Raw genomic sequence first — 22,158 nt, forward strand, 5'->3', positions numbered from 1 at the left:
GATGCATACCGCCTATATTGGCCTGGGATCGAACCTGGGTGAAAGCGAAGATACGCTATATCGGGCGCTGAACGATATCGCCGCTCTGCCCAATACGCTTGTGCAACAGGTGTCAGACCTTTACCGGACAGCCCCTGTCGATTCGTCAGGCCCCGACTATATCAACGCTGTTGCACAACTTGCCACCAGACTGACGGCTGCGCAGCTGCTACAGGCACTGCAGGCCATTGAGCTGAACCATGGCAGGGTACGCCCCTATCGCAATGCCCCGCGCACGCTGGACCTGGATATCCTTTGCTATGACGATCTGGTGCTGAACACCACGCAATTGATCCTGCCGCACCCGCGCATGCACCTGCGCGCTTTTGTGCTGCAGCCATTACTGGATATTGCGCCTGACATGCATGTGCACGGGCGTCCCATCGGCCAATGGCTGGCGGACTGCGAGGCACAGCCTGTTACCCTGTACCGCCGCTACGCTGAGCGGGACCGCTGAATGACATTGATCCGATCAGGCATTGCCTGTTGCAAATCCATGGCTTCAATGGCGGTCCTGTGCGCGAACCGCCACGATAGGGCATGCTTCCCTTAAGTGCTAAACAAATTGCTCGGCCAAATGACAGGCAACCTGCCGCCCCTGCACTTCACGCAGCGCGGGCTCCTGCTCACGACACTGTGCCACGGCATGCGGGCAGCGTTTATGAAAAGCGCAACCAGAAGGAATGTTCAGCGGTGACGGCAGTTCTCCTTCAATCTTTATTTTCACAGTCCGCCTTTCAGGGTAGATGGACGGTGTCGCCGACAGCAGCGCCTGCGTATACGGATGCAGCGGCTTTTCATAAAGCGTCTGCTTGGGGCCGCTCTCTGCAATTCGCCCGAGATACATCACCATCACCTCGTCGGCAACGTGTTCTACCACCGACAGATTATGGGAAATGAAGACATATGACGTATGCAATTGATCCTGCAGATCAAGAAAGAGATTGAGCACCTGCGCCTGAATCGATACGTCCAGTGCCGAGGTGGGTTCATCGGCCACCACGATACTGGGACGCAGCATCATTGCACGGGCAATGGCCACACGCTGACGCTGACCACCAGAGAACATATGCGGATAACGATAATAATGCTCAGGCCGCAAGCCAACCCGCTGCATCATGTCACGCACCCGCTCCTTGCGTTCGGCAGATTTCAAATTCGTATTGATGATCAGCGGTTCTTCCAGCTGATCGCCAATCTTGCGGCGCGGGTTCAGCGAACCATAGGGATTCTGGAACACCATTTGCACCTTGCTGCGCAAGCTCCTGATCTGTGACGCCGATGCAGGATTCACCTGTTCGTCGTCCAGCCACAACGTCCCGGAGGTTGGCGCCTCGATCATGGTTAATTGCCGCGCCAGCGTGGACTTGCCGCAACCGGACTCCCCCACCACAGCCAGGGTTTTGCCTCGCTGCAGGCAAAGCGACACACCGTTGAGCGCTTTAAGCGTGGCACGCGGTTTCATCCACCCCTGCGACACATCGTAATAGCGGGTCAGGTTTTCTGTTTTCAATACCGTATCATTCATGACTTGAGTTCCTGCAAGGGAATCAGCGGTGTATGACAGCGCACTGCCCTGCCGCTATAACTGATGAGTTCCGGGCGCTCACGCCTGCAACGCTCCTGTGCAATGGGACACCGCGGCGACAGCAGACATCCTGCAGGCCGATCATATTGGCCCGGCACCATACCAGGTAGCGTGGACAATCGTCGCGAACCACGACATGATTCAGGAATGGAAGCAATCAATGCCTTTGTGTAGGGATGGGCCGGTTCGAAAAAGACATCACGAACCGCGCCGGTTTCGGCGACCTGCCCTGCGTACATCACAACGACCCGTTGCGCCACTTCCGACACCACGGCCAGATCATGCGTAATCATGAGCAGGGCCATGCCGCGTTCTTTTTGCAGACGCAGCAGCAAATCCATGATCTGCGCCTGAATCGTGACATCCAGCGCGGTGGTGGGCTCATCGGCAATCAATAGACGCGGTTCACACGCTATGGCCATGGCAATGGCCACGCGCTGACTCATCCCGCCGGATAACTGATGGGGATAGGCGGACAGGCGCCGCTCGGGATCGGGAATATCCACTTCGCGCATCAGCTCAATGGCACGCTGACGGCGGGCCTTGCGATCAAGACCGATATGTACCTTGAGCACTTCCTCAATCTGAAAGCCGACGGTGTAGCTGGGATTGAGCGCCGTCATCGGGTCCTGGAAGATCATGGCAATGTCCTTGCCGATGATCCTGCGTTTCTGGCTGGCGGTCAGCGTTGACAATTCCTGTCCGTCGAACAGCATCTGGTCTGCCGTCACGGTACTTTGCCCGTCCAGCAGGCCCATCATCGCCATCATGGAGACCGACTTGCCAGAGCCGGATTCACCCACAATGCCCAACAGCTCGCCCTTATCAACGGTCAGATCAACACCATCCACAGCAAGAAACGGTTTTTCCCGGGTGCCGAATCGCACGCACAGGTTACGGATGTTCAATAAACTCATTCGTGCCTCCTATGCTGCGCGCTTCAGTTTCGGATCCAGCGCATCGCGCAGACCATCGCCCACCAGATTAATGGCCAGCACCGTGAGCAGAATGGTCAGGCCGGGAAACGTGACCACCCACCAGGCACTGGTGATGTAATCGCGCGCCGTAGCCAGCATGGTGCCCCATTCCGGCGCCGGCGGCTGCACGCCCAGTCCCAGAAAGCCAAGGGCGGCGATATCCAGAATGGCCGACGAGAACCCCAGCGTCGCCTGGACGATCAATGGCGCCATACAGTTAGGCAACACGGCAATAAACATCAGGCGCAATACGCCGGCGCCGGTTACCCTGGATGCCATGACGTAGTCCTTGCTCAGCTCGCTCATGGCCGAGGCCCGTACGATACGCATGTAACCGGGCAAACCCACGACTGCAATTGCGATCATTGCATTTGTAATACCAGGACCCAGTACCGCCATGATTGCGATAGCCAGCAGTACCGATGGCAGGGACATCATGATGTCGGCCAGGCGCATCAGCACTCGCCCTGCGGTATTTGGAAAGAAAGCCGCCAGCAATCCAAGCAGAATGCCGGGCACAAGTGTGATAATCACGGCTGAAAAACCAATAACCAGTGACAGTCTTGCACCATGCATCAGGCGTGAAAGAATGTCACGGCCGGCTTCATCCGTTCCCAGCAGATAGGCGGCGCTGCCCCCTTCCTGCCATGCCGGTGGCTGCAACATATGATCCCGAAACTGCATCAGGGGATCGTAAGGGGCCAGCCATGGCGCCAGCGCCGCAGCCAGCACCATGATAACCAGAAAACAGATGCCGGCAACTGCACCTCTGTTATTGGAGAAGCTAACGACAAATTCGCGCAGCGGCGACGGATACGTGATGGTACCAGCAGCACTTGATTGAGTGTCTGCTACAGAAAGTTGATTCATGAGGTCGTCCTTACTTTGCATGGCGAATTCGCGGATTAACAACGCCGTAAACGATGTCTACCGCCAGATTGACCAGGATAATCAGGACAGCCACAATCAACAGCCCGTTTTGCACCACCGGATAGTCGCGCCGGAAAATAGCATCAACCAGCCACTTGCCAATACCAGGCCAGGAAAAAATGGTTTCCGTCAGCACGGCACCACCAATCAGCGTACTGATTTGCAAACCAATCACCGTTACCACCGAAATCATGGCATTACGCAGCGTATGAACAAAAATGACGCGGCGTGGCGACAGGCCCTTGGCCCTGGCGGTGCGAACATAATCTTCCCCCATGACTTCCAGCATGGAAGAGCGGGTCATTCGCGAAATGACCGCCAGTGGAATCGTGCCCAGCACAACCGATGGCAGAATCAAATGCATAACGGCATCCATGAAAGCGCCGCCGTTGTATTCCGGGTCCTGAATCTGGGCGATCAGCGAATCGATCAGCATAAAGCCGGTATAGGGCTGTACGTCATAGGCCAGACTGATACGACCGGACACCGGCGTCCAGCCCAGATAGGATGAAAACAGCATGATCAGCATCAGGCCCCACCAGAAAATCGGCATGGAGTAGCCGGTGAGTGAGAGACCCATAACCCCGTGATCAAGGACCGTTCCGCGCTTGATGGCGGCCAGTACACCCAGCAGGATGCCGAACACCGAACCGAACAAGAGGGCACAGATGCCCAGCTCCAGTGTGGCGGGGAACAGGGCTGCGAATTCACCCCAGACACTGCTTTGACTGGAAAAGGATTTACCGAAATCGCCCTGCAGCAAACCGCCCAGATAGTGCAGATACTGAATATGCAGCGGCTGGTCCAGCCCAAGCCGCGCCATGATGGACTTGTACATTTCCGGGTCAACATTGCGTTCACCCAGCATGGTCATCACCGGATCACCGGGAATCATATGAATAAGAAGAAACGTCAGGATCGTGATACCAAAAAAAGTGGGTATCAGAATCGCCAGACGCCGGAGAATAAAAGAAAACATGAGGCCAGCCTCCGTGGACACTCAGGCCATAGAATGTATGGCCGTTCGATAGCATGTGTCCGGAAAAAACAAACGACAAAGCGAAAGCCACCCTTTCAGGATAGCCTTCGTTTTGACTCCTACAATAGTCGGAATCGTTACTTCAGACTGACGCCGTAGAACTGGAAAAGGCCGAAAGGACTGATCTTGAAGCCTTCGACTTTCTTGTTCATGGGGACGTTTACAATCGATGTACCGATAGGCGACATGGGCATCTGCTCATGGAAGATTTTCTGTGCTTCCTTATACAGATTGGTGCGCTCCTGCTTGTCAGTCACGCGTTTGGCCTTGACCACCAGGTCGTCAAACGGTTTATAACAGAAGCGTGAATAGTTAACGCCACCGACCGAGTTGCACGACAGCAGGTTGCCCAGCCAATTGTCCGGATCGCCGTTATCGCCGGTCCAGCCCACCATGATGGCGTCATGTGTACCCTGTTTGGCGCGCTTGAGGTATTCACCCCATTCATACGTACTGATTTTGACTTTGACGCCAATTTTGGCCCAGTCTGACTGAATCATCTCTGCCATCAGGCGACCATTCGGGTTATAAGGGCGTACCACAGGCAAGGACCACAAGCCCATCTCAAACCCGTCGGGGTAGCCCGCTTGCTTGAGCAGTTCCTTGGCTTTGGCAATGTCTGTGGGACGGCTTTTGATGGTGTCATCATAAGACCACTGGCTGACCGGCATGGGCCCATCGGCCAGCACGCCCTGCCCGCCATACACTGCCTTGATAATGGCCGGTTTATTGATGGCCATATCCAGCGCTACGCGTACTTCGGGTTTCTTCAACTGCTCTTTCTCGGTGTTGTAATAAATGAAACCTACGTTAAAACCAGGATTGGACTGTACTTTCAGGTTAGGATCCTGCTTGAGGCGGTCGACATCGGCCGGCAAGGGGTACGAAGCCAGCTGGCATTCGTTGGCCTTGAGCTTCTGGGCGCGCACGGAAGGATCTTTGGTAATGGCGAAAATCAGATTATCCACCAGCGGACCTTCTGCCTTGTCCCAATAGTCTTTATTCGCTTTGTAGCGAATCTGCGCATCTTTCTGGTAGCGCTCAAAAACGAACGGGCCGGTACCCAGCGGCTGCTGGTTGATCATCTCGGGCTTGCCGTCAGCCAGCAGTTTTTCCATATATTCTTTGGAAAGGACCACGGCAAAGGGCATGGCCATATTCTGCACAAAAGCGGCATCAACCTCATTCAGCGTGAACTTGACCGTATTGTCGTCCACTTTTTCCACCGATTTCAGGTTTTTATCCATGCCCATATCGGTAAAGTATGGAAATTCCGTAGGATACGCTTTACGGAACGGATGATCTTTGCTCATCATGCGTTCGAATGTGTACACCACATCGTCTGCCGTCAGCCCGCGCGTGGGGGTGAAAAAGCGTGACGTCTGAAATTTGACGCCGGGACGCAGATGGAAGGTGTAGACCAGACCGTCATCGGAAATATCCCATTTTTCAGCCAGTGCCGGGACCACTTCGGTGGAGCCCCGCTTAAAACCCACCAGCCCGTTGTAAACCGCTTCGGCCGAGGCATCGAAATCGGTACCGGCGCTGTATTGTGCTGTATCAAAACCGGCCGGGCTGCCTTCTGAGCAATAGACCAGTGTGCCTGCCGCCTGCGCTGTCGTCGCAAGTCCACCGAGCAGGGCTGTCAGAACCATGCGTGTCGCATTTATCTTCATTACAGTTCCTTTGAGAATAAGATAAAAGCCAGCCTTGTGTCGCAATGATGCGACGGCTGACTTGAACAGCGCAAGGTTACAGACCGCAGATCGGCGAAACAATTAGGAAATACCCAAAGTCATTGCCCATAAACACAGTGTTCCTTGCGCACAATCAAAACCATTGTGTAACCATATGATACCCATTCTCTTTTATTTCAGCCTCTTCCTCGCGCTACGGGTGCCTTGCGGCCCCCGCATCGCCCGTCGGGCTATTTCAGACTGACGCCAAAAAATTGATAGATTCCAAAAGGATTGATCCTGAAACCGTCCACTTTATTGCTCATGGGTACGCTCTGCAGTGCGGTCGCGATGGGTGACATGGGCATCTGTTCATGAAAGATGGCCTGAGCCTCCTTGTATAAGCGGGTGCGTTCCTCTTTGTCGGTCAGACGTTTTGCTTTGTTCAGCAATTCATCCATCGGCTTATGGCAGAAACGTGAGAAATTGCTGCCTCCCACGGAACGGCAGGCCAGCAGGTTGCCCAGCCAGTTATCGGGATCCCCGTTGTCGCCCACCCAGCCAACCATAATGACATCGTGGCTTCCCTGGCGGGCACGCTTGAGATATTCCGCCCACTCATACGTGTTGAGCTTTACCCGCACGCCGATTTTGGCCCAGTCGGCCTGAATCAGTTCAGCCGTCAGGCGGCTATTATGCAGGCGCGCCACCGGCAATGCCCATAGACCGAGATCAAACCCGTCAGGGTAGCCTGCCTGCACCAGCAGCTCTCTGGCTTTATCCAGATCATGCGGACGACTTTTGATCGTTTCGTCATAGGACCATTGGCTGGTCGGCATGGGACCATGCGCCAGCACACCCAATCCGCCATAAACGGCCTTGATAATCGCCGGCTTGTTAATGGCCATATCCAGTGCCACCCGCACCTGCGGATTGCGCAAGGGGCCTTTCTCTGTGTTGTAGTAAACATAACCCACGTTAAAGCCGGGAGCAGACAAAATCTTGATATTGGGATCTTTCTTCAGCAGCTCGATATCCGCCGGCAGAGGCGAATAGGCGATATGGCATTCGCCGGCCTTGAGTTTCTGCGCGGCGACGGCCGAATCCTTGGTAATGGCAAACACCAGGTTGTCTACCAGCGGGCCGTCTTCTTTGTTCCAGTAGTCCTTGTTGGCCTTGAAGCGGATCTGCGCGTCTTTCTGATAGCGCTGGAACACAAAGGGGCCGGTACCCAGCGGCTGCTGGTTGATCAGTTCCGGCGTACCATCGGCAAGCAGTTTCTCCATATATTCCCTGGAGTGGATAATGGCGAACGACATGGCCATGTTCTGCACAAATGACGCATCCAGGTTGTGAAGCGTGAACTTCACCGTATGGTCATCGACCTTTTCCACCGACTTCAGGTTTTTATCCAGGCCCATATCGGTGAAGTATGGAAAATCTGCGGGGTACGCCTTGCGAAATGGATGTTCCTTGCTCATCATTCGCTCGAAGGTATACACCACATCGTCTGCGGTCAGCTCCCGGGTCGGCGTAAAAAATCGCGTGGTATGAAATTTAACGCCACGCCGCAGATGGAAGGTATAAACCAGCCCATCGGCGGAAATATCCCACTTTTCGGCCAGCGCCGGAATCACTTCCGTACTGCCTCTTTTAAAGGCCACCAGGCCGTTATAGACTGTTGCGGCCGACGCCTCGGAATCGGTCACCGCTGCATATTGTGCAATATCGAACCCAGCCGGGCTTGCTGATGAACAATAGATGAGTGTCTTGTCTGCCGCCTGCGCTGTTGTTATAGAACAAGCGAATAACGCCGCCAGCATGCTGCGCGAAAAACGTATCTTCATTACCATTTCCTTCCTTTAGCAGGTAAAAAAAGCCGTCTTGCCGCAGCATTACAAGACGGAGTGGGACAACTTGAATAGTCCATATTGTTATTTTTTTAGGATGAAATTTCTGCCCGCCACCCTGGCTATCCTGCGCAATCGCAGGCACTTCCTGCCTGCGACGGACTGCGCACATACCGAGATGGCTACGGTCAGATAAACTATTGCATACTCACGCCGTTGAACTGGAACATGCCAAAAGGACTGATCTTGAAGCCCTGGACTTTTTTGTTCATAGGCACGTTTACAATCGACGTACCGATAGGCGACATGGGCATCTGCTCATGGAAGATTTTCTGTGCCTCTTTATATAGTTGGGTGCGCCCCTGCTGATCGGTTTCGCGTCTGGCCCTGACCACCAGGTCATCAAACGGCCTATAGCAGAAACGTGAATAGTTACTGCCGCCCACGGCACCGCAAGACAGCAGATTGCCGAGCCAGTTGTCGGGGTCGCCATTGTCGCCCGTCCAGCCGGCCATGATCACATCATGCTCCCCTTTCTGGGCACGCCTGAGATACTCTCCCCATTCGTAAGTACTGATGCTGACTCTGACTCCGATTTTGGCCCAATCAGCCTGAATCAGTTCAGCCATCAGGCGCCCATTGGGGTTGTAGGGTCTGGCCACAGGCAAAGACCACAAGCCCATCTCAAATCCGTCGGGATAGCCGGCCTCTTTAAGTAACGCTTTGGCTTTCCCGACATCGTATGAACGACCTTTGAGCGTGTCATCATAGGACCATTGGGTGGTGGGCATAGGTCCCTCTGCCAGCACACCCTGCCCGCCATATACAGCCTTGATAATGGCCGGCTTGTTGATCGCCATATCCAGCGCCATCCGCACTTCAGGTTTCTGTAGCGGTGTTTTTTCCGTGTTGTAGTAAATGAAACCTACATTGAAGCCCGGGCTGGAAAGCACTTTGAGGTTAGACTCCTTTTTGAGACGCTCAACGTCTGCCGGCAAGGGATGAGAGGCGATATGGCATTCGCCGGATCTGAGTTTCTGAGCGCGTACCGTGGGATCTTTGGTAATGGCGAAAATCAGGTTGTCTACCAGCGGCCCCTCCTCCTTGTCCCAGTACGCCGTGTTCGCCCTGTAGCGGATCTGGGCGTCTTTCTGATAGCGGTCGAACACGAACGGGCCTGTGCCCAGCGGCTGCTGATTGAGCAATTGCGGTTTACCTTCGTTGAGCAATTTTTCCATATATTCTTTGGAAAAAATCACAGCAAATGCCATGGCCATATTCTGCAGAAAAGGCGCATCTACCTCGTTCAGGGTAAATTTCACCGTGTAATCGTCAATCTTTTGCACGGATTTCAGGTTCTTATCCATGCCCATGTCGGTAAAGTACGGAAACTCCGCAGGATACGCCTTGCGAAATGGATGGTTTTTATCCATCATGCGCTCGAAGGTGTAGACCACATCATCTGCAATCAGCTCACGCGTGGGTGTGAAAAAACGTGTGGTATGAAATTTGACCCCGCGACGCAGATGGAAGGTGTACTCAAGCCCGTTCTCGGAAATGTCCCATTTCTCGGCCAGCTCGGGAATCACTTCGGTGCTGCCGCGCCTGAAAGAAACCAGGCCGTTATAAATAGAACGCGCCGAAGCATCAAAATCGGTGCCGGATGTATATTGCGGGGTATCGAATCCGGCAGGACTGCCTTCAGAACAATAGATGAGCGTTCCTGCCGCCTGTGCAGCGCCAGCAATACCTGCAAACAAGGCGGACAGGATGATGCGCGTGGTATTTCCCTTCATTACCGTTTCCTTCAACATCAAGGTAAAAAAGCCAGCCTTGCCGCAGCATTACAAGACTGAATAAACGGCATAAATATTACATATTGATACTTTTTGAATCAATTAGGAAATACCCACGGGTCGGGTGTGAGAGAAGATCAGCACACGTTGATTTTGTCACCCTGAACGACAAGTGCATTGACTATCTGCCGTGCCTGTTCACCGGCCAATCTTGCATTGACATCCATCGATATCGTCCAAAAATAGGTGCCGCGAGCCAGACTTCCCAGAACGGTAATCTCGTCAACGATCTCGCTATTGGATGCAATCAGGCTTCCAGTATTGAAATCCAGTTTGAAACCACCATATGGCGATGATGTTGCCATTCCTGAGTTCAACAAATCCATAACCAGTGGATCGGCAGACTTTTCCACATTCTGAGAGAATCCGGTAGCATTGATTATGTACTCACATCGTACTGATTCAACATCCCCTACTCCATTCTCATAGCTCACCTCGAAAACGTCCTTATCTTTAACGGGCATGCACGCCTGAAAGCCGCCATGAACGTATAACTGTCGTCGTCGCATCAGCTCCTGGAGTTTTAACGCGTTCTTCATTGGGAACATGGCCCGACGGGACATCCACTGAGGCATCCACCGTTTTTGAAATTGTTGCTTCTCTTCTGGGGCGAGATAAAACCATAGCAAATCAATCACATCGTTTGTGGATGCCAGCACGGACTGCCACGGTCGTTGTCTGGCCTGGGATGTCTCAATTTCCCAGTCTAACTGGTCACTGGCGCTGTTATCCGCCCCCAACAAATCCTTTAGGTCATCTCCGTAACCATGCGAGAGAATCATTTTCTGCAGTTGCTCATAAATGCACGCAAGATCAAGATGCCCATCCTGTTCGGTAACCCATTTATGTACACTGTTACGCGTTAAGCGGTCACTCACCTTCGTAGGAAACGTACTTCTAACAGAGGGCAATCTCCCTTGCCTGGAGAAGCAATGAATCGGACCCGCATGCCCTTGCGCCACCAATGCCACGATGGCGTCGATAGCGCTCAGATTACTACCCAGAATACCGACACTCGCACTATTGGGAATTTTTCTGGCTAATTCAGCAACAGGGTACGGGCTATTTAAAAAGCCGGCTTGTGGGAGCAGCGCCTCAAATTTGTCAGATGATAAATTACCGTTACACAATACAACGCGGTCCGCTTCATACTTGCCGCCTGCGCTGTCGCGGAGCATCATTGCTCTGGATTGTTGCCGCTCAATCGCCACAACCGCATTCTCTATGACTCGGACAGTCACACCAAGATCGCAGGCCAACTTGACGATTCGAGTAAATTGTTCGCTGACATAGCGACCGAATAATGGCCTTGGATAGAAATCATTGCCGTCAATCTCCTTGACGCCATAACGACTTAAATCATCTTTGCTCAAAGTCGTGAGCCATTCCAAAAAATGCGTTCGCTTGTCATCGAACAAGGACATATTGTTCGCAGGCACGTTTAGTAGATTTGTGTTCAGGTCTGCCTGATACGCAGTTCCTTGACCAATAACACCAGTTGGTTCAAATAATGTAATGTGTATCGGTGGAAAGTCAATCGGCGTCTTCTGAATCAGCACGATAAACTGGGCCAGAAAGGACACGGCAACGGACCCACCCCCGACAATAGCAAGCCGATGCGTTTCATTCATAGGTTCGCCCATAACTGTTACTCGACTTTGGCCCGTGTCGCTACGTCAGACCATTTTCTGACCTCTTCCAGCAACAGGCGATTTGTATCGTCCGGGGTACTCGCATACGCGTTTGCCCCTGACTCGACCAATTTATCCTGCACATCTTTACGCGCAGCGATCGTCTGCATTGCCTCAGACATTTTGTCCACAATGGCCTTGGGTGTGCCAGAGGGAGTTAGCAGCCCGTAATTCGTGGTTAGTACATAGTCTTTGATATCGAGTTCTGTTAGCGTGGGTACGTCCGGAATCGTTTTGACCCTGTCAGCGGTACTCACCGCAAGAAATTTGATTTTTCCGCTGTTCATTTGCGGATACAGCGTCGTCAGCGTTTCAATCACCATATCAATCTGGCCCCCAAGCAAATCGGTAACAGCCGGGCCACTCCCTTTATAGGGCACGTGCAGTAACTTGGTATTTGTCGCCAGTTGAAATTTTTCCACCGCCATATGTTGCGATGAACCTACCCCCGCCGATCCATATGAAATTTTCCCCGGATTATCGTGCGCTTTCTTAATGAGTTCATCCAGCGAATTAACGCCCAACCCGCTGCGAACAGCGACCACCAAAGGTACAGCCGTGCCAAACGATACGCCTGTGAACGCATCGGGAAATTGATACGTTTTAGGCTTGGACGGCAGTACCGAGTTGATGGCCAGACTGCCGATGGCGCCAAACAGCATCGTGTACCCATCAGGTTTGGCACGTGATGCCACTTCCGCGCCAATTTCACCGCCGGCGCCGGCACGATTATCAACGACGACAGGTGCGCCGATGATTTCGGGCAGATATTGCGCATAAATCCTGGCAGAGAAATCGGTCGCGCCCCCTGGCGGATACGGCACGACCAGGGTTACCGGTTTGGCCGGCCAGTCCGCAGCAACCGCGACCGATGTGGAAACAGCCAGGCATGCGATTGCTGCCATTTTGACAAAAAATTTCATTATCTCGCTCCGTTATTTATATATTACTATTTAGGACACTAATACTATTTCTTGTATTGAAATTAGAATCGCATATAATGAATATGTCGTCAATGCATTTGTGGTTCGTATCTATCGTATTTTATGCACTTATTTTTAATATAAAATATAGGATTTTAAATACCAATATTTGGGATTAATATGGATAAAACCCTGCTAAAAGGATTGCGGTTGTTTGAAATCATATGCGCTCAGGAAGATCAGCCAAACACGATAGACGACCTGGCTATCTCAGCGGGCCTGACCAAAAGCAATACGCACCGCACATTACAAACGCTCATGGCGGCGGGATATGTGGAAAAAAGCAGTCATACCGGTGGATATAAGCCGACTTTAAAAGTATTCGAGCTGGCTGCCCAGCGCCTCGCGCGCCTGGATGTGCGTAAAATCGCCGCCCCGCTGATGCGTCGAGTTGCACAGGAAACGCAGGAGACAGTGCATCTTTCCGTCCTCGATCAGTTCGATGTGATCTATATCGACAAAATCGACAGCCCCAATCCGGTTCGCGCCTATTCCATTATCGGTGGCCGCGCCCCCGCTTACGCGGTTGCCACGGGCAAGGCACTGCTGGCGTTCCAGTCCAGCGACTATCTGGAACGCCATGTCCCCGAACTCCTTCGCCATACAGAGAATACGATCACCACGCTCAGCGCACTCAGGGAAGAACTGGCTGACATTTCCCGTATTGGCTATGCCATCAATCGTGGTGAATGGCGCAATAACGTTGGTGGCATCGCCGCTCCCGTCTTTGACGGGCACAACAGAGTCATCGCCGCATTCGGTATTTCCGGACCGCTGGAGCGATTTACCATCGAAAACATGAAACGCTGGTCTCCAGTGGTACTGGATGCCGCCCGTGAAATATCCCGAGAATCAGGGTATCGCCGAGGTTACTTCGGCGAATCAGATTAAAACGAACCGTGAGTAATTACCTATGAAGCAAGAATCCACGCTACAAGGCGTCAAAGTGATCGAAGTGTGCAACGTTGCCGCCGGCCCGTTCTGCAGCATGCTGCTGGCCGATATGGGAGCCGACGTGATCAAAATAGAAAACCCCAATGGCGGAGATACACTGCGCAGCTGGCCGCCCATCAGCGATGGATATAGTGAAAATTTTGCTTCGCTGAACCGCAATAAAAAATCGATCACCCTTAATCTCAAAGATCCGGCGGATGTCAAAGCAGCGCGCCGGCTTATGTGTGAAGCCGATATCGTACTGGAGAATAATCGCCCTGGGGTCATGGACCGGCTGGGGCTGGGCTTTGCCGATATCAAGGCCCTCAACCCACAAATTGTCTATTGCTCCATTTCTGCTTATGGTCAAAGTGGCCCGCGCAGCCAGGAAGGCGGTTTTGACCTGACGGTTCAGGCCATGAGCGGGCTGATGAGTATCACCGGCGAAGCCGACGGCGCGCCCGTCAAGTGCGGCGTGCCGGTGTGCGATTTTTCCGCGGGACTATACGCTGCCTTCTCTATCGTATCGGCACTCAGAATGGCGGAAAAATCCGGTGAAGGCACACATATTGATGTATCCATGCTGGGAGCGACGCTGGGCATTGCCGCTTTGCAAACCTCGGAATATTTTGGCAGCGGCAACAATCCCAGGAAAATGGGATCGGCGCACCCACGCAATGCACCTTATCAGGTATTTCGCTGTAAAGATGGCTATTTCGGCATGGCTGCCGGCAACAATTCGCTGTGGAAATCCGTCTGCCAGGTAGTCAATCGTCCCGAACTATATGACGATGAGCGTTTTACCTCCACCCTGCTGCGGGCTCAGCATCAGCAGGCGCTGCTGGAAATACTGGAAGTCATCTTTGCTGCCGAACCCGCGGAACACTGGTTGAGCGCATTCCGTGCCGCCGGCGTGCCATGCGCCCCCATCAATCAGTATTCAGACATCCTGGCAGACGAACAGGTGGCTCATATGGAGTGGGTGCAGGATATTCCCCTGCCCAACGGGCTGACTGCCAATACCTTTGCTTCTCCCATTCGTTTTGACGGTAAGACCAGTCGTATTGCAGCTGGCCCGCCCGCACTGGGTCAGCATAATGAAGAAATCCTGTCTTCCATCGCCCCGCAGGGAGAAGATGCATGAGTGACATGCTGAGCATTGAACAGCGTGAGCAAGCGTGGGTCTTTACGCTGAACCGCCCGGAAAAAATGAATGCACTGGCGCCAGAACTGGTATTGGCGCTCACAGAAGGCATACAGGCCGCCCATCAGCAAAAAATTCCCCTGATGATATTCAAAGGCAATGGCAAAAACTTTTGCGCAGGCTTTGACTTTTCCGATCTAGATACCGCCAGTGAAGGCGATCTGCTACAGCGCATCATTCAAATTGAAATCATGTTGGATCTGCTGGCCACCTCTCCGTCCATGACCATCGCACTCTGCCATGGACGAAATTTTGGCGCCGGCGTCGATATCATTGCCGCCTGCAAACACCGCATTGCCGCTGCAGGCACCAGCTTCCGATTTCCCGGCATCAAGTTCGGCCTCATCCTGGGAACACGCCGCTTTCAGAACATCGTGGGCACACAGAACGCTCTGGAGATTCTTTCAAGCACCCGCACATTCGATGCCCAGGAGGCGCAGAAAATAGCCTTCATGCAGGAGATACGAGAACCCGAACAGTGGCCATCGCTGATCGAACAGGCCGAACAGAACAATGCCATTCTGTCCGATGTTACTCGTCGCAATCTGTACAAAGTGCTCTATTGCAGCGCAGAGTCCGACCAGAACCTGGCCGCTCTGGTGCGCTCTGCCTCGGCGCCCGGCCTCAAGGACAGGATCCGGGCCTACCTGAAACCCAACTAATCTGGACTAAACCATGACATCAGGATTTAACCAAAGCGATAAATGTGTTTCCCTGCAGCAACTGGTTAGCCGCGTTCCCAATGGCGCTTCGCTGGCGCTGGGTGGCAGCTTTCTTCATCGCGGCCCCTTTTCCTTTGTGCGGGAACTCATTCGACAGAACAAACAGGACCTGGAAATCATTAAGCAGTCACCTGGCTATGACATAGATATTTTGTGCCGCACAGGTACCGCGACAAAGGCGCGTGCCGGGATTGTTGCCATGGAAGGCAACTTCGGCCTGGCTCAATACTACCGAAAAGCAGTCGAACAGGGGCGCCTTGCACTGGAGGAACATGCTTGCGCGACACTGACCGCCGGACTACGCGCCGCCGCTTTCGGCATCCCATTTCAACCCTGCGCCGGTATTGACGGCAGCGAGCTAGCCAAACTGAACGAATGGGCGAAGATCCCTGACCCCTACGGATCAGGCAAAGATGTGTGGGTGATTCCGGCGATCCAGCCCGATTACGCAGTGATTCACGCCAATGAGGTGGACAGAAAGGGCAATGTTCGCGTGCTGGGCACCTATCACTGGGATCGAATCATGTCGCGCTCGGCCAAAAGCGTACTGGTGATTGCAGAAAAACTGGTCGACGACACGGTTTTCACGGATAGCCCTGAAACCACGCTGATCCCCTACTTTCTGGTAGAGGCCTTTTCTATCGTCAAGAATGGGGCCTGGCCGGGCTCCTGCTGGCCTGCTTACGAAATTGATTATCCGGCGGTCGAAGCCTATCTGAATCCCGACGAAGCGGCTTTCGCCGAACACATGAATACTGCGCCAGAAACAAAGGAAATTGCATAATGGAAAACAACTGGTCTCCTTTTTCTTATATTGTCACTAATCTGGCGCGTTTCATTCGACCCAATGAAATTACCTTTAGCGGCGTTAATTCCACCATGCCAATGCTGGCCTGCCTGATGGCCAAAAAGGCCTACGAATGGGATTTTATTTATATTAACGTCGCCGGTGGTGTAGATCCCCAACCGTCTGCAATTCCCCTGTCCAGCTCCGATCCTGTGCTTGCACAGCAATCCGCATCTATCTTCGCTAATGAAGATTTCTACGATCTGTGCTCTCGCGGCAGAATGGACCTGACATTTCTTGGTGCAGCCCAGATTGACGGTGACGGCAATGCAAACAATTCCGTCATTGGCGATTGGCATTCACCCAAAGTTCGCCTGCCCGGTGGTGGCGGTGGCGCCGTTATGCTTCCAACTGCCAAACGCGCCTGCACCTGGCGCACCGAACATTCCACAAGAACATTTGTGGAAAAGCTGGACTTTCGCACTTCCTGGGGCGGCTTTCATGGTGTCGTTACGCCCATTGCCGTCTTCATCAAAAAAGACAATAAGCTCGCACTGCAATCCTATCACCCCGAATCATCGGTCGAAGAAGTCGTCGAACGCACCGGGTTTACCTTTGATTACCAGGATGCGAAACCGACAGATCCACCCACCGATGCGGAGATCGCCGCACTACGTTCACTGGATCCTGACGGGCAATTTGAAAAAGATGCTGGCGTCACGCTGCGCTAGGAGATAACACATGACGGCTTCCTCTACCATTTTGAATCACTGGCAATCGACCTGGCAGAAAGACGGGATCGCCAATCGCATCGCCCTGCAGGATAACGATAGGCAAATCCCGTACAGCCTGCTTTATCAAGAGGTCTCCCATCTGTCCGGCCGTTTGCGCGCGGCCGGGATTGCCGAGGAAGCACGTGTCGCCATCGATATGCCGCGCGGTCTGAACGCCGTGATCACCTTGCTGGCCGTCATGGCCGCCGGTGCCTGCCCATGCCCCCTGGAACCGAATCTGGGTGACATGGAACGATCGGATCGCTTTCTCAGCGGAGGGCTGACCTGGCTGCTGACAGATGAACCCGCAAGGCCGCTTGCGTCCGACAATGTGCAGGCACTGAACCCGCTCACCCTGCCTGACTCAGAGCCGTACTGGTCGCAGACCGTTACCCCGCATCATCCCGCCCTAATGCTGTTCACTTCGGGCAGCACCGGCAAACCCAAAGGCGTATTACAGAGCCATCTGGGCGTGCTGAACAATGCACAGGGCGTCATCGCGATGACTGAATTGACCCTAGATGACATTCTGCTGCACGTCATGCCGCTTTATCACACTAACGGATTGAATAATCAGTTATTCAGCCCGCTGGCAATCGGTGCCATGGTACATTTTGCGCCGCGTTTCTCGGCTAAAGCCATGCCGGATCTCATGGCCACGGTACAACCGACCATCATTACCGGTGTGCCCACCATGTACTCACGCATGCTATCACACCCCATGCCAGCTGATGCAGTTGCCAATCTTCGACTGGCTCGCTGTGGTTCTGCGCCAATCACAACCGAATTACACAAAAAAATTGAAACCTATCTTGGGCAGCCACTGATTATTTCATACGGTCTGTCAGAAGCTACCTGCACCTCCACGATGAATCCACCGCAAGGCCGAAGAATCGGCTCAATCGGGAAGATACTGAACAATCAGGACGTCTATCTTTTGTCTGCCACCGGAGATCGCATTAGCGACGCAAATGTGAATGGCGAAATATGTATCGATGGAGAAAGTCTGATGCTCGGTTACGTAGGTATATCGGTACCCGGTCAGCTCGATGCACTGACCGGCCCCTTGCATACCGGTGATATTGGATATATCGATGAAGATGGTTATCTCTACATCACCGGCCGTATCAAGGATGTGATTATTCGTGGCGGAGAAAATATTTCTCCCTCTCAGATTGAACACGTGATTGCCATGCATCCCGACGTCGCAAATTGCTGTGTAATCGGCCAACCCGATGAAGATCTGGGTGAAGTACCGGTGGCGTTTGTAACGGCGCGAGTGGGAGCCGATTTGGATATCAGCGAAGTGACCGAGTTACTTAAGGATAACTTATCCCGCATTTACCAACCTGCCAGCATTCATTTGCTGAGTGCGCTTCCGGAAAACACAGTGGGTAAAGTGGACCGCAAGGCACTGGCACAAGAGCTGAAAAGTCTGCAACATATATAAGAGAACAAGAATTCAGAACAAAAGCTGTCGAATCGGCAAAAATTTAATGCATCTGCACCAACGAGTACTTGAAAAATAAAGTAGAGGTCTGATGAAAACAGACCTCTACAGGACAAACATCAGGTCGCTCCGCCATCAACAGTGATGGTCTGGCCGGTAATCCAACGGCCGCCCTCACCTGTCAGAAAGGCTACTACATCTGCAGCATCACTCGGTGTGCCCAGACGCTTGAACGGAGAAGCAGCAGCAAACGCTGCCTGCCGCTCCGGCGGTGCCTTGGCAAACATGCCTGGAATGGTAGCGCCGAGCCGCAGTGTGTTCACCGTGATGCCACGCGCACCTACTTCTTTGGACAACACTTCTCCAAACGATTCAAGCGCCGCCTTGCTGGCCGCGTACAGAGCAGAACCCGCAATCGGTGCGCCCACCATGGTCGACGAAATATTGATCACTCGGCCTCCATCGCGCAAATGGGTCGCCGCCTGCTTCATCATCATCAACGCACCGCGTACATTTACGTTGAACACGGCATCATAGGTTGACTCGGAAGTGTCGGCAATGGCGCCTGGAATAATGACACCGGCATTGTTAACCACCACATCGACACCACCGAAAGTCGACATCGCCGCCTCGAAAGCCGCTCGCACATCCGCAGCCTTTGACACGTCTGCACGTACCATCGCAGCCTTACCACCGACCTGCTGAATATCCTGCACAACTCGTTTCGCAGCCGTCTCTGCCTGACAATAAGTGATCATGACTGCCATGCCATCGCCGGCCAGACGACGAGCAATCTCACTGCCAATGCCGCCTGATCCGCCGGTAACAAGCACCACTTTACTTTGCTGTTGTGTTGACATGAATATGTACTCCTTGATTGATTATTAACGCAGCGAGATTTTGTTTGTTGAAGTTTTTCCTTCTGGCATTCGCTTTGGTCTATTCTTATCAATATGAACGTGCCTGGACCTCAGAAGGTACTCATCAGTTTTTGTCTGTAACGGCCTTAACAGTCAGTTCCGACGGGTATCTCTGCGCATGCATCACGCCAGCTGTCCGGCAGCATTGCTTGTGCGATGAGTAGAAAATCGGCACGCGTGATTTCAAAATGGCCGCGTCGGAATGGATAGCCCCAGCTCGTAATGCCTGCGGTAAACGACAACTGGTTCAGCATGGGATGAATCGGCGCATCAATGACTCCGTCATAGTATTGGACGTCACGCCGAAAGGGAATGAAATCGGGCGTCATCTCAAATTGGTAAGGAGTGTCGCCTACAATTGTGCCTATCGCCGTAAATTTCTGGCATTTATCTTTGCTCTGGAATTTCGTGACGGGCGAATAGAAGACAATGCCGTCACCAGGCGCCATACGCGCCAGCGGCGCACGCTTGCCATGACATACCTGACAAAACCCTCCCGCCACGCCGCGCAAGATGTGCTCTTTTGACACAACACCACACCAGTATTTAGTCATCTTTTTCTCCACTCCTTTATGGCTTACTCTTAACGGCGCATGGCACACGCAATGCGCCGTTCAATAACGCCGTTTATTTTCTCTGTGCAAGTAAGATAAGGTTGTTCACTGCTTCAGGCAGGCCGGATTGCATATGCGGCCAGATCTCGTTGCCGAAGAACTGGGCTGAAGCTTCGTCGATGTCAGCATAAACTTCGTGCGTCACCTGAAGCTTCCTGCCGACCATGCGCATGTGATGCACATTACGGATGCTGCCGAATGGCAAGTGGGCTTCGTCAGAAAACGCTTCTCCCTGCGTGACCGTCTTCAGCGTAATGTCTATTGGCTCGCCACCCTGTGGCGTCAGCACAAACCGAGAACCCTCGTTGAAGCTGCCACTCAATTCGGAATGTGCAATACCGTGATCCCACTTATTCCAGTTATTGACATCAACCCAGATGGCCCAGATATCCTGAGCCGAAACGTCTGTCGTAACAGTATAAGCAACGTGAAATGTGACGTTATTTGACATTTTTACCCCTCAATTGGTTGGTCGTTCATTCATATGGAAAAGAAGTAAGACAGCCATGCAGCGCCCTTGCCCGTCTCGCTACGTCGAACGAACAGAAGGCCAATCTGCTGACAGAAAAGTAAAGTGGAATGCTGCCGAGGTTCCTCACCGCTGGTTCCCGGCTTTTCAATACGCGGGGGCGAGGCAGGCACCGGATGATAATGCTCATCTGACGCAAGGCAGAAATGGGAGTGACATGAACATCAGTCATACAACTTTAAAGCGGACCACATCGAAGCATGGCCATTAATCTCAGACAGAAAAACTAACGCTTATTTTAATAATTCGTTTATGAAAAAACAATGACAGTACGACCCAACATTTCAACATGACGAGTGAACAAGCTGCACCTTCACATTCATTTTAGATAAACGGCTTCCCTCCATTTACCGTGAGACAAACGAGTCGCCATTTATAATCATCCAAAACAAACCAAAACACACCCGGTGTGGGCGCAGGCGATCAGCGGCCGCGTGCGTAACGCCACTGGCGTTCACCGGGATTAAGCCGCAAGAGGAGACGCTATGAATATCGCAAAACGCACCGCAGCGTGGGCGCTTCCAGCCATCACACTATTGGCAGGATGCGCGCAAACAGGCGGGTTAAATGTAAAGGAAGTCGGCAGCTATCACATTGGTGGTGAGCAAGTCACACTCAAAGGATTGCCAACCAAGAAGATGGTGTACAGCCCGGGCTCACCTCCGGTGACGCTCGACCCCAACGGCGATTTTGTGGCCGGGCAAATGTATACCCGTTACACCATTCTGGAAAATCCGCGCGCCAGTGTGCCTATGCTGATGTGGCATGGCGGTGGTCTGTCAGGAACAACGTATGAAACCAAACCCGACGGCAAGCCTGGCTGGGAAATGGATTTTCTGCGTGATGGCTGGAGCGTTTATGTAAGCGATGCGGTCGAACGAGGCCGTGCATCGTGGGCGCGTTACCCTAACATTTTCCAGGGCGAGCCGGTATTCCGCACTAAAAAAGAAGCATGGGAATTATTTCGCATTGGCAAGACCTATGCGAGCGACCCAAAAGCACGAACGACGATCCCCGACACGCTTTTCCCCATCGCCGCTTTTGACCAGTTCACCAAGCAAAGCATACCGCGCTGGGCGACAAACGATGCACGCACGCAGCGCGCCTATGACCAGTATGTGCAACAGGCCTGCCCTTGCGTGATTGTGGTACATAGCCAGGGCGGCAATTTCGCCCTGACCTCGGCATTGAAATACCCAGACAAGATCAAGGCCGTGGTACTGGTTGAACCCAGCGGCTCACCCGACCCCGCCAAAACAGACTTGACCCCCTTACGCAATGTACCGATGCTATGGGTCTGGGGCGATCACATTCAGGACTATCCATTCTGGCAGAGCATCAAGGACCGGCAGGAACGTTTCCGTACGACATTGAACCAGGCAGGCGGCCGCGGCGACCTGCTGGATCTGCCAGCGCAGGGAATCCATGGCAACAGCCATATGCTGATGATGGACGCGAACTCACAACAGATATCAGGGCTCATTCAGGACTGGCTGAAGAAACAGGGACTGGTTCGGTAGACGAAGTATCTCGTGGGCTTAAAACCGCACTTTGCCGAGGTCGAATATCTGGCCTCGGCAACCTTCCGCACAGCGCT

At 53.0% G+C, this 22,158-nt stretch carries 20 protein-coding genes; 8 read left to right on the forward strand and 12 right to left on the reverse strand.

Annotated features, from left to right (window positions below):
• Position 1 precedes the first annotated feature (1 nt).
• Positions 2-496 carry a 2-amino-4-hydroxy-6-hydroxymethyldihydropteridine diphosphokinase gene (gene folK, locus MIM_RS13845; protein WP_025373355.1) on the forward strand — a complete coding sequence of 165 codons (495 nt, stop codon included), beginning with the start codon at positions 2-4 and terminating at the stop codon, positions 494-496.
• Positions 497-595: 99 nt separating this feature from the next.
• Here folK and MIM_RS13850 read toward each other — a convergent pair whose 3' ends face one another.
• From MIM_RS13850 to MIM_RS13890, 9 genes are all read right to left on the reverse strand, one after another.
• Entirely contained in the window at positions 596-1,567 is a 972-nt protein-coding gene (locus MIM_RS13850; RefSeq protein WP_025373356.1) for a peptide ABC transporter ATP-binding protein, read from the reverse strand.
• Complete coding sequence (locus MIM_RS13855; protein WP_025373357.1) at positions 1,564-2,544, reverse strand: ABC transporter ATP-binding protein; 981 nt, start codon at positions 2,542-2,544, stop codon at positions 1,564-1,566. Before MIM_RS13855 ends, MIM_RS13850 begins: the two co-directional genes overlap by 4 nt.
• Before the next feature lie 9 nt (positions 2,545-2,553).
• Positions 2,554-3,474: an ABC transporter permease subunit gene (locus MIM_RS13860; RefSeq protein WP_025373358.1), complete on the reverse strand. Its 921-nt coding sequence runs from the start codon at positions 3,472-3,474 to the stop codon at positions 2,554-2,556.
• A gap of 10 nt (positions 3,475-3,484) precedes the next feature.
• A complete protein-coding gene (locus tag MIM_RS13865) occupies positions 3,485-4,513 on the reverse strand; it encodes an ABC transporter permease subunit (protein WP_025373359.1) in 1,029 nt (342 codons plus the stop codon).
• A gap of 137 nt (positions 4,514-4,650) precedes the next feature.
• Positions 4,651-6,249: an ABC transporter substrate-binding protein gene (locus tag MIM_RS13870; RefSeq protein ID WP_025373360.1), complete on the reverse strand. Its 1,599-nt coding sequence runs from the start codon at positions 6,247-6,249 to the stop codon at positions 4,651-4,653.
• Between the two features lie 251 nt (positions 6,250-6,500).
• Entirely contained in the window at positions 6,501-8,096 is a 1,596-nt protein-coding gene (locus tag MIM_RS13875) for an ABC transporter substrate-binding protein (RefSeq protein WP_025373361.1), read from the reverse strand.
• Between the two features lie 200 nt (positions 8,097-8,296).
• On the reverse strand, positions 8,297-9,895 hold the full coding sequence (locus MIM_RS13880; protein WP_025373362.1) for an ABC transporter substrate-binding protein: 1,599 nt from the start codon (positions 9,893-9,895) through the stop codon (positions 8,297-8,299).
• A 137-nt stretch (positions 9,896-10,032) separates the two neighbouring features.
• Entirely contained in the window at positions 10,033-11,586 is a 1,554-nt protein-coding gene (locus MIM_RS13885; RefSeq protein WP_025373363.1) for an FAD/NAD(P)-binding protein, read from the reverse strand.
• Between the two features lie 17 nt (positions 11,587-11,603).
• Positions 11,604-12,569, reverse strand: a complete 966-nt coding sequence (locus MIM_RS13890) for a Bug family tripartite tricarboxylate transporter substrate binding protein (protein WP_025373364.1) — start codon at positions 12,567-12,569, stop codon at positions 11,604-11,606.
• A 180-nt stretch (positions 12,570-12,749) separates the two neighbouring features.
• On the opposite strand from MIM_RS13890, the gene MIM_RS13895 reads away from it, so the two are divergent.
• The 6 genes from MIM_RS13895 to MIM_RS13920 are packed head-to-tail and all read left to right on the forward strand — an operon-like array spanning position 12,750 to position 18,498.
• Positions 12,750-13,520, forward strand: a complete 771-nt coding sequence (locus MIM_RS13895) for an IclR family transcriptional regulator (protein ID WP_025373365.1) — start codon at positions 12,750-12,752, stop codon at positions 13,518-13,520.
• A 22-nt stretch (positions 13,521-13,542) separates the two neighbouring features.
• A complete protein-coding gene (locus MIM_RS13900) occupies positions 13,543-14,706 on the forward strand; it encodes a CaiB/BaiF CoA transferase family protein (RefSeq protein ID WP_025373366.1) in 1,164 nt (387 codons plus the stop codon).
• Positions 14,703-15,428: an enoyl-CoA hydratase/isomerase family protein gene (locus MIM_RS13905; protein WP_025373367.1), complete on the forward strand. Its 726-nt coding sequence runs from the start codon at positions 14,703-14,705 to the stop codon at positions 15,426-15,428. Before MIM_RS13900 ends, MIM_RS13905 begins: the two co-directional genes overlap by 4 nt.
• A 13-nt stretch (positions 15,429-15,441) precedes the next feature.
• A complete protein-coding gene (locus MIM_RS13910) occupies positions 15,442-16,272 on the forward strand; it encodes a CoA transferase subunit A (protein WP_025373368.1) in 831 nt (276 codons plus the stop codon).
• Positions 16,272-17,006, forward strand: coding sequence for a CoA-transferase subunit beta (locus MIM_RS13915; protein ID WP_025373369.1), 735 nt, complete (start codon positions 16,272-16,274; stop codon positions 17,004-17,006). Before MIM_RS13910 ends, MIM_RS13915 begins: the two co-directional genes overlap by 1 nt.
• 10 nt (positions 17,007-17,016) lie before the next feature.
• Positions 17,017-18,498, forward strand: coding sequence for a class I adenylate-forming enzyme family protein (locus MIM_RS13920; protein WP_025373370.1), 1,482 nt, complete (start codon positions 17,017-17,019; stop codon positions 18,496-18,498).
• 119 nt (positions 18,499-18,617) lie between these two features.
• On the opposite strand, the gene MIM_RS13925 is transcribed toward MIM_RS13920, so the two are convergent.
• The 3 genes from MIM_RS13925 to MIM_RS13935 form a co-directional block, all read right to left on the reverse strand.
• The gene (locus tag MIM_RS13925; RefSeq protein ID WP_025373371.1) at positions 18,618-19,358 is read right to left on the reverse strand and encodes an SDR family oxidoreductase; all 741 of its coding nucleotides are present in this window, start codon (positions 19,356-19,358) and stop codon (positions 18,618-18,620) included.
• 146 nt (positions 19,359-19,504) lie between these two features.
• A complete protein-coding gene (locus tag MIM_RS13930) occupies positions 19,505-19,972 on the reverse strand; it encodes an EVE domain-containing protein (protein WP_025373372.1) in 468 nt (155 codons plus the stop codon).
• Between the two features lie 73 nt (positions 19,973-20,045).
• A complete protein-coding gene (locus MIM_RS13935) occupies positions 20,046-20,483 on the reverse strand; it encodes an SRPBCC family protein (RefSeq protein ID WP_025373373.1) in 438 nt (145 codons plus the stop codon).
• A gap of 563 nt (positions 20,484-21,046) precedes the next feature.
• Between MIM_RS13935 and MIM_RS13940 the strand changes: the two genes are divergently transcribed.
• Positions 21,047-22,081 (forward strand): alpha/beta fold hydrolase, encoded by a 1,035-nt coding sequence (locus tag MIM_RS13940; RefSeq protein ID WP_025373374.1) that lies wholly within the window; start codon positions 21,047-21,049, stop codon positions 22,079-22,081.
• The last annotated feature ends 77 nt before the right edge of the window (positions 22,082-22,158 follow it).

Source organism: Advenella mimigardefordensis DPN7 (genome assembly GCF_000521505.1).
Taxonomy (GTDB): domain Bacteria; phylum Pseudomonadota; class Gammaproteobacteria; order Burkholderiales; family Burkholderiaceae_B; genus Advenella; species Advenella mimigardefordensis.

Bases quoted from the DNA above. Each gene is read 5' to 3' on its own strand.
- MIM_RS13915 (WP_025373369.1), top strand. From the start codon at position 16,272: ATGGAAAACAACTGGTCTCCTTTTTCTTATATTGTCACTAATCTGGCG.
- MIM_RS13890 (WP_025373364.1), bottom strand. From the start codon at position 12,569: ATGAAATTTTTTGTCAAAATGGCAGCAATCGCATGCCTGGCTGTTTCC.
- MIM_RS13895 (WP_025373365.1), top strand. From the start codon at position 12,750: ATGGATAAAACCCTGCTAAAAGGATTGCGGTTGTTTGAAATCATATGC.
- MIM_RS13875 (WP_025373361.1), bottom strand. From the start codon at position 8,096: ATGAAGATACGTTTTTCGCGCAGCATGCTGGCGGCGTTATTCGCTTGT.
- MIM_RS13850 (WP_025373356.1), bottom strand. From the start codon at position 1,567: ATGAATGATACGGTATTGAAAACAGAAAACCTGACCCGCTATTACGAT.
- MIM_RS13925 (WP_025373371.1), bottom strand. From the start codon at position 19,358: ATGTCAACACAACAGCAAAGTAAAGTGGTGCTTGTTACCGGCGGATCA.
- MIM_RS13870 (WP_025373360.1), bottom strand. From the start codon at position 6,249: ATGAAGATAAATGCGACACGCATGGTTCTGACAGCCCTGCTCGGTGGA.
- MIM_RS13865 (WP_025373359.1), bottom strand. From the start codon at position 4,513: ATGTTTTCTTTTATTCTCCGGCGTCTGGCGATTCTGATACCCACTTTT.
- MIM_RS13940 (WP_025373374.1), top strand. From the start codon at position 21,047: ATGAATATCGCAAAACGCACCGCAGCGTGGGCGCTTCCAGCCATCACA.
- MIM_RS13930 (WP_025373372.1), bottom strand. From the start codon at position 19,972: ATGACTAAATACTGGTGTGGTGTTGTGTCAAAAGAGCACATCTTGCGC.
- MIM_RS13855 (WP_025373357.1), bottom strand. From the start codon at position 2,544: ATGAGTTTATTGAACATCCGTAACCTGTGCGTGCGATTCGGCACCCGG.
- MIM_RS13910 (WP_025373368.1), top strand. From the start codon at position 15,442: ATGACATCAGGATTTAACCAAAGCGATAAATGTGTTTCCCTGCAGCAA.
- MIM_RS13860 (WP_025373358.1), bottom strand. From the start codon at position 3,474: ATGAATCAACTTTCTGTAGCAGACACTCAATCAAGTGCTGCTGGTACC.
- MIM_RS13880 (WP_025373362.1), bottom strand. From the start codon at position 9,895: ATGAAGGGAAATACCACGCGCATCATCCTGTCCGCCTTGTTTGCAGGT.
- MIM_RS13905 (WP_025373367.1), top strand. From the start codon at position 14,703: ATGAGTGACATGCTGAGCATTGAACAGCGTGAGCAAGCGTGGGTCTTT.
- MIM_RS13900 (WP_025373366.1), top strand. From the start codon at position 13,543: ATGAAGCAAGAATCCACGCTACAAGGCGTCAAAGTGATCGAAGTGTGC.
- MIM_RS13935 (WP_025373373.1), bottom strand. From the start codon at position 20,483: ATGTCAAATAACGTCACATTTCACGTTGCTTATACTGTTACGACAGAC.
- MIM_RS13885 (WP_025373363.1), bottom strand. From the start codon at position 11,586: ATGAATGAAACGCATCGGCTTGCTATTGTCGGGGGTGGGTCCGTTGCC.
- folK (WP_025373355.1), top strand. From the start codon at position 2: ATGCATACCGCCTATATTGGCCTGGGATCGAACCTGGGTGAAAGCGAA.
- MIM_RS13920 (WP_025373370.1), top strand. From the start codon at position 17,017: ATGACGGCTTCCTCTACCATTTTGAATCACTGGCAATCGACCTGGCAG.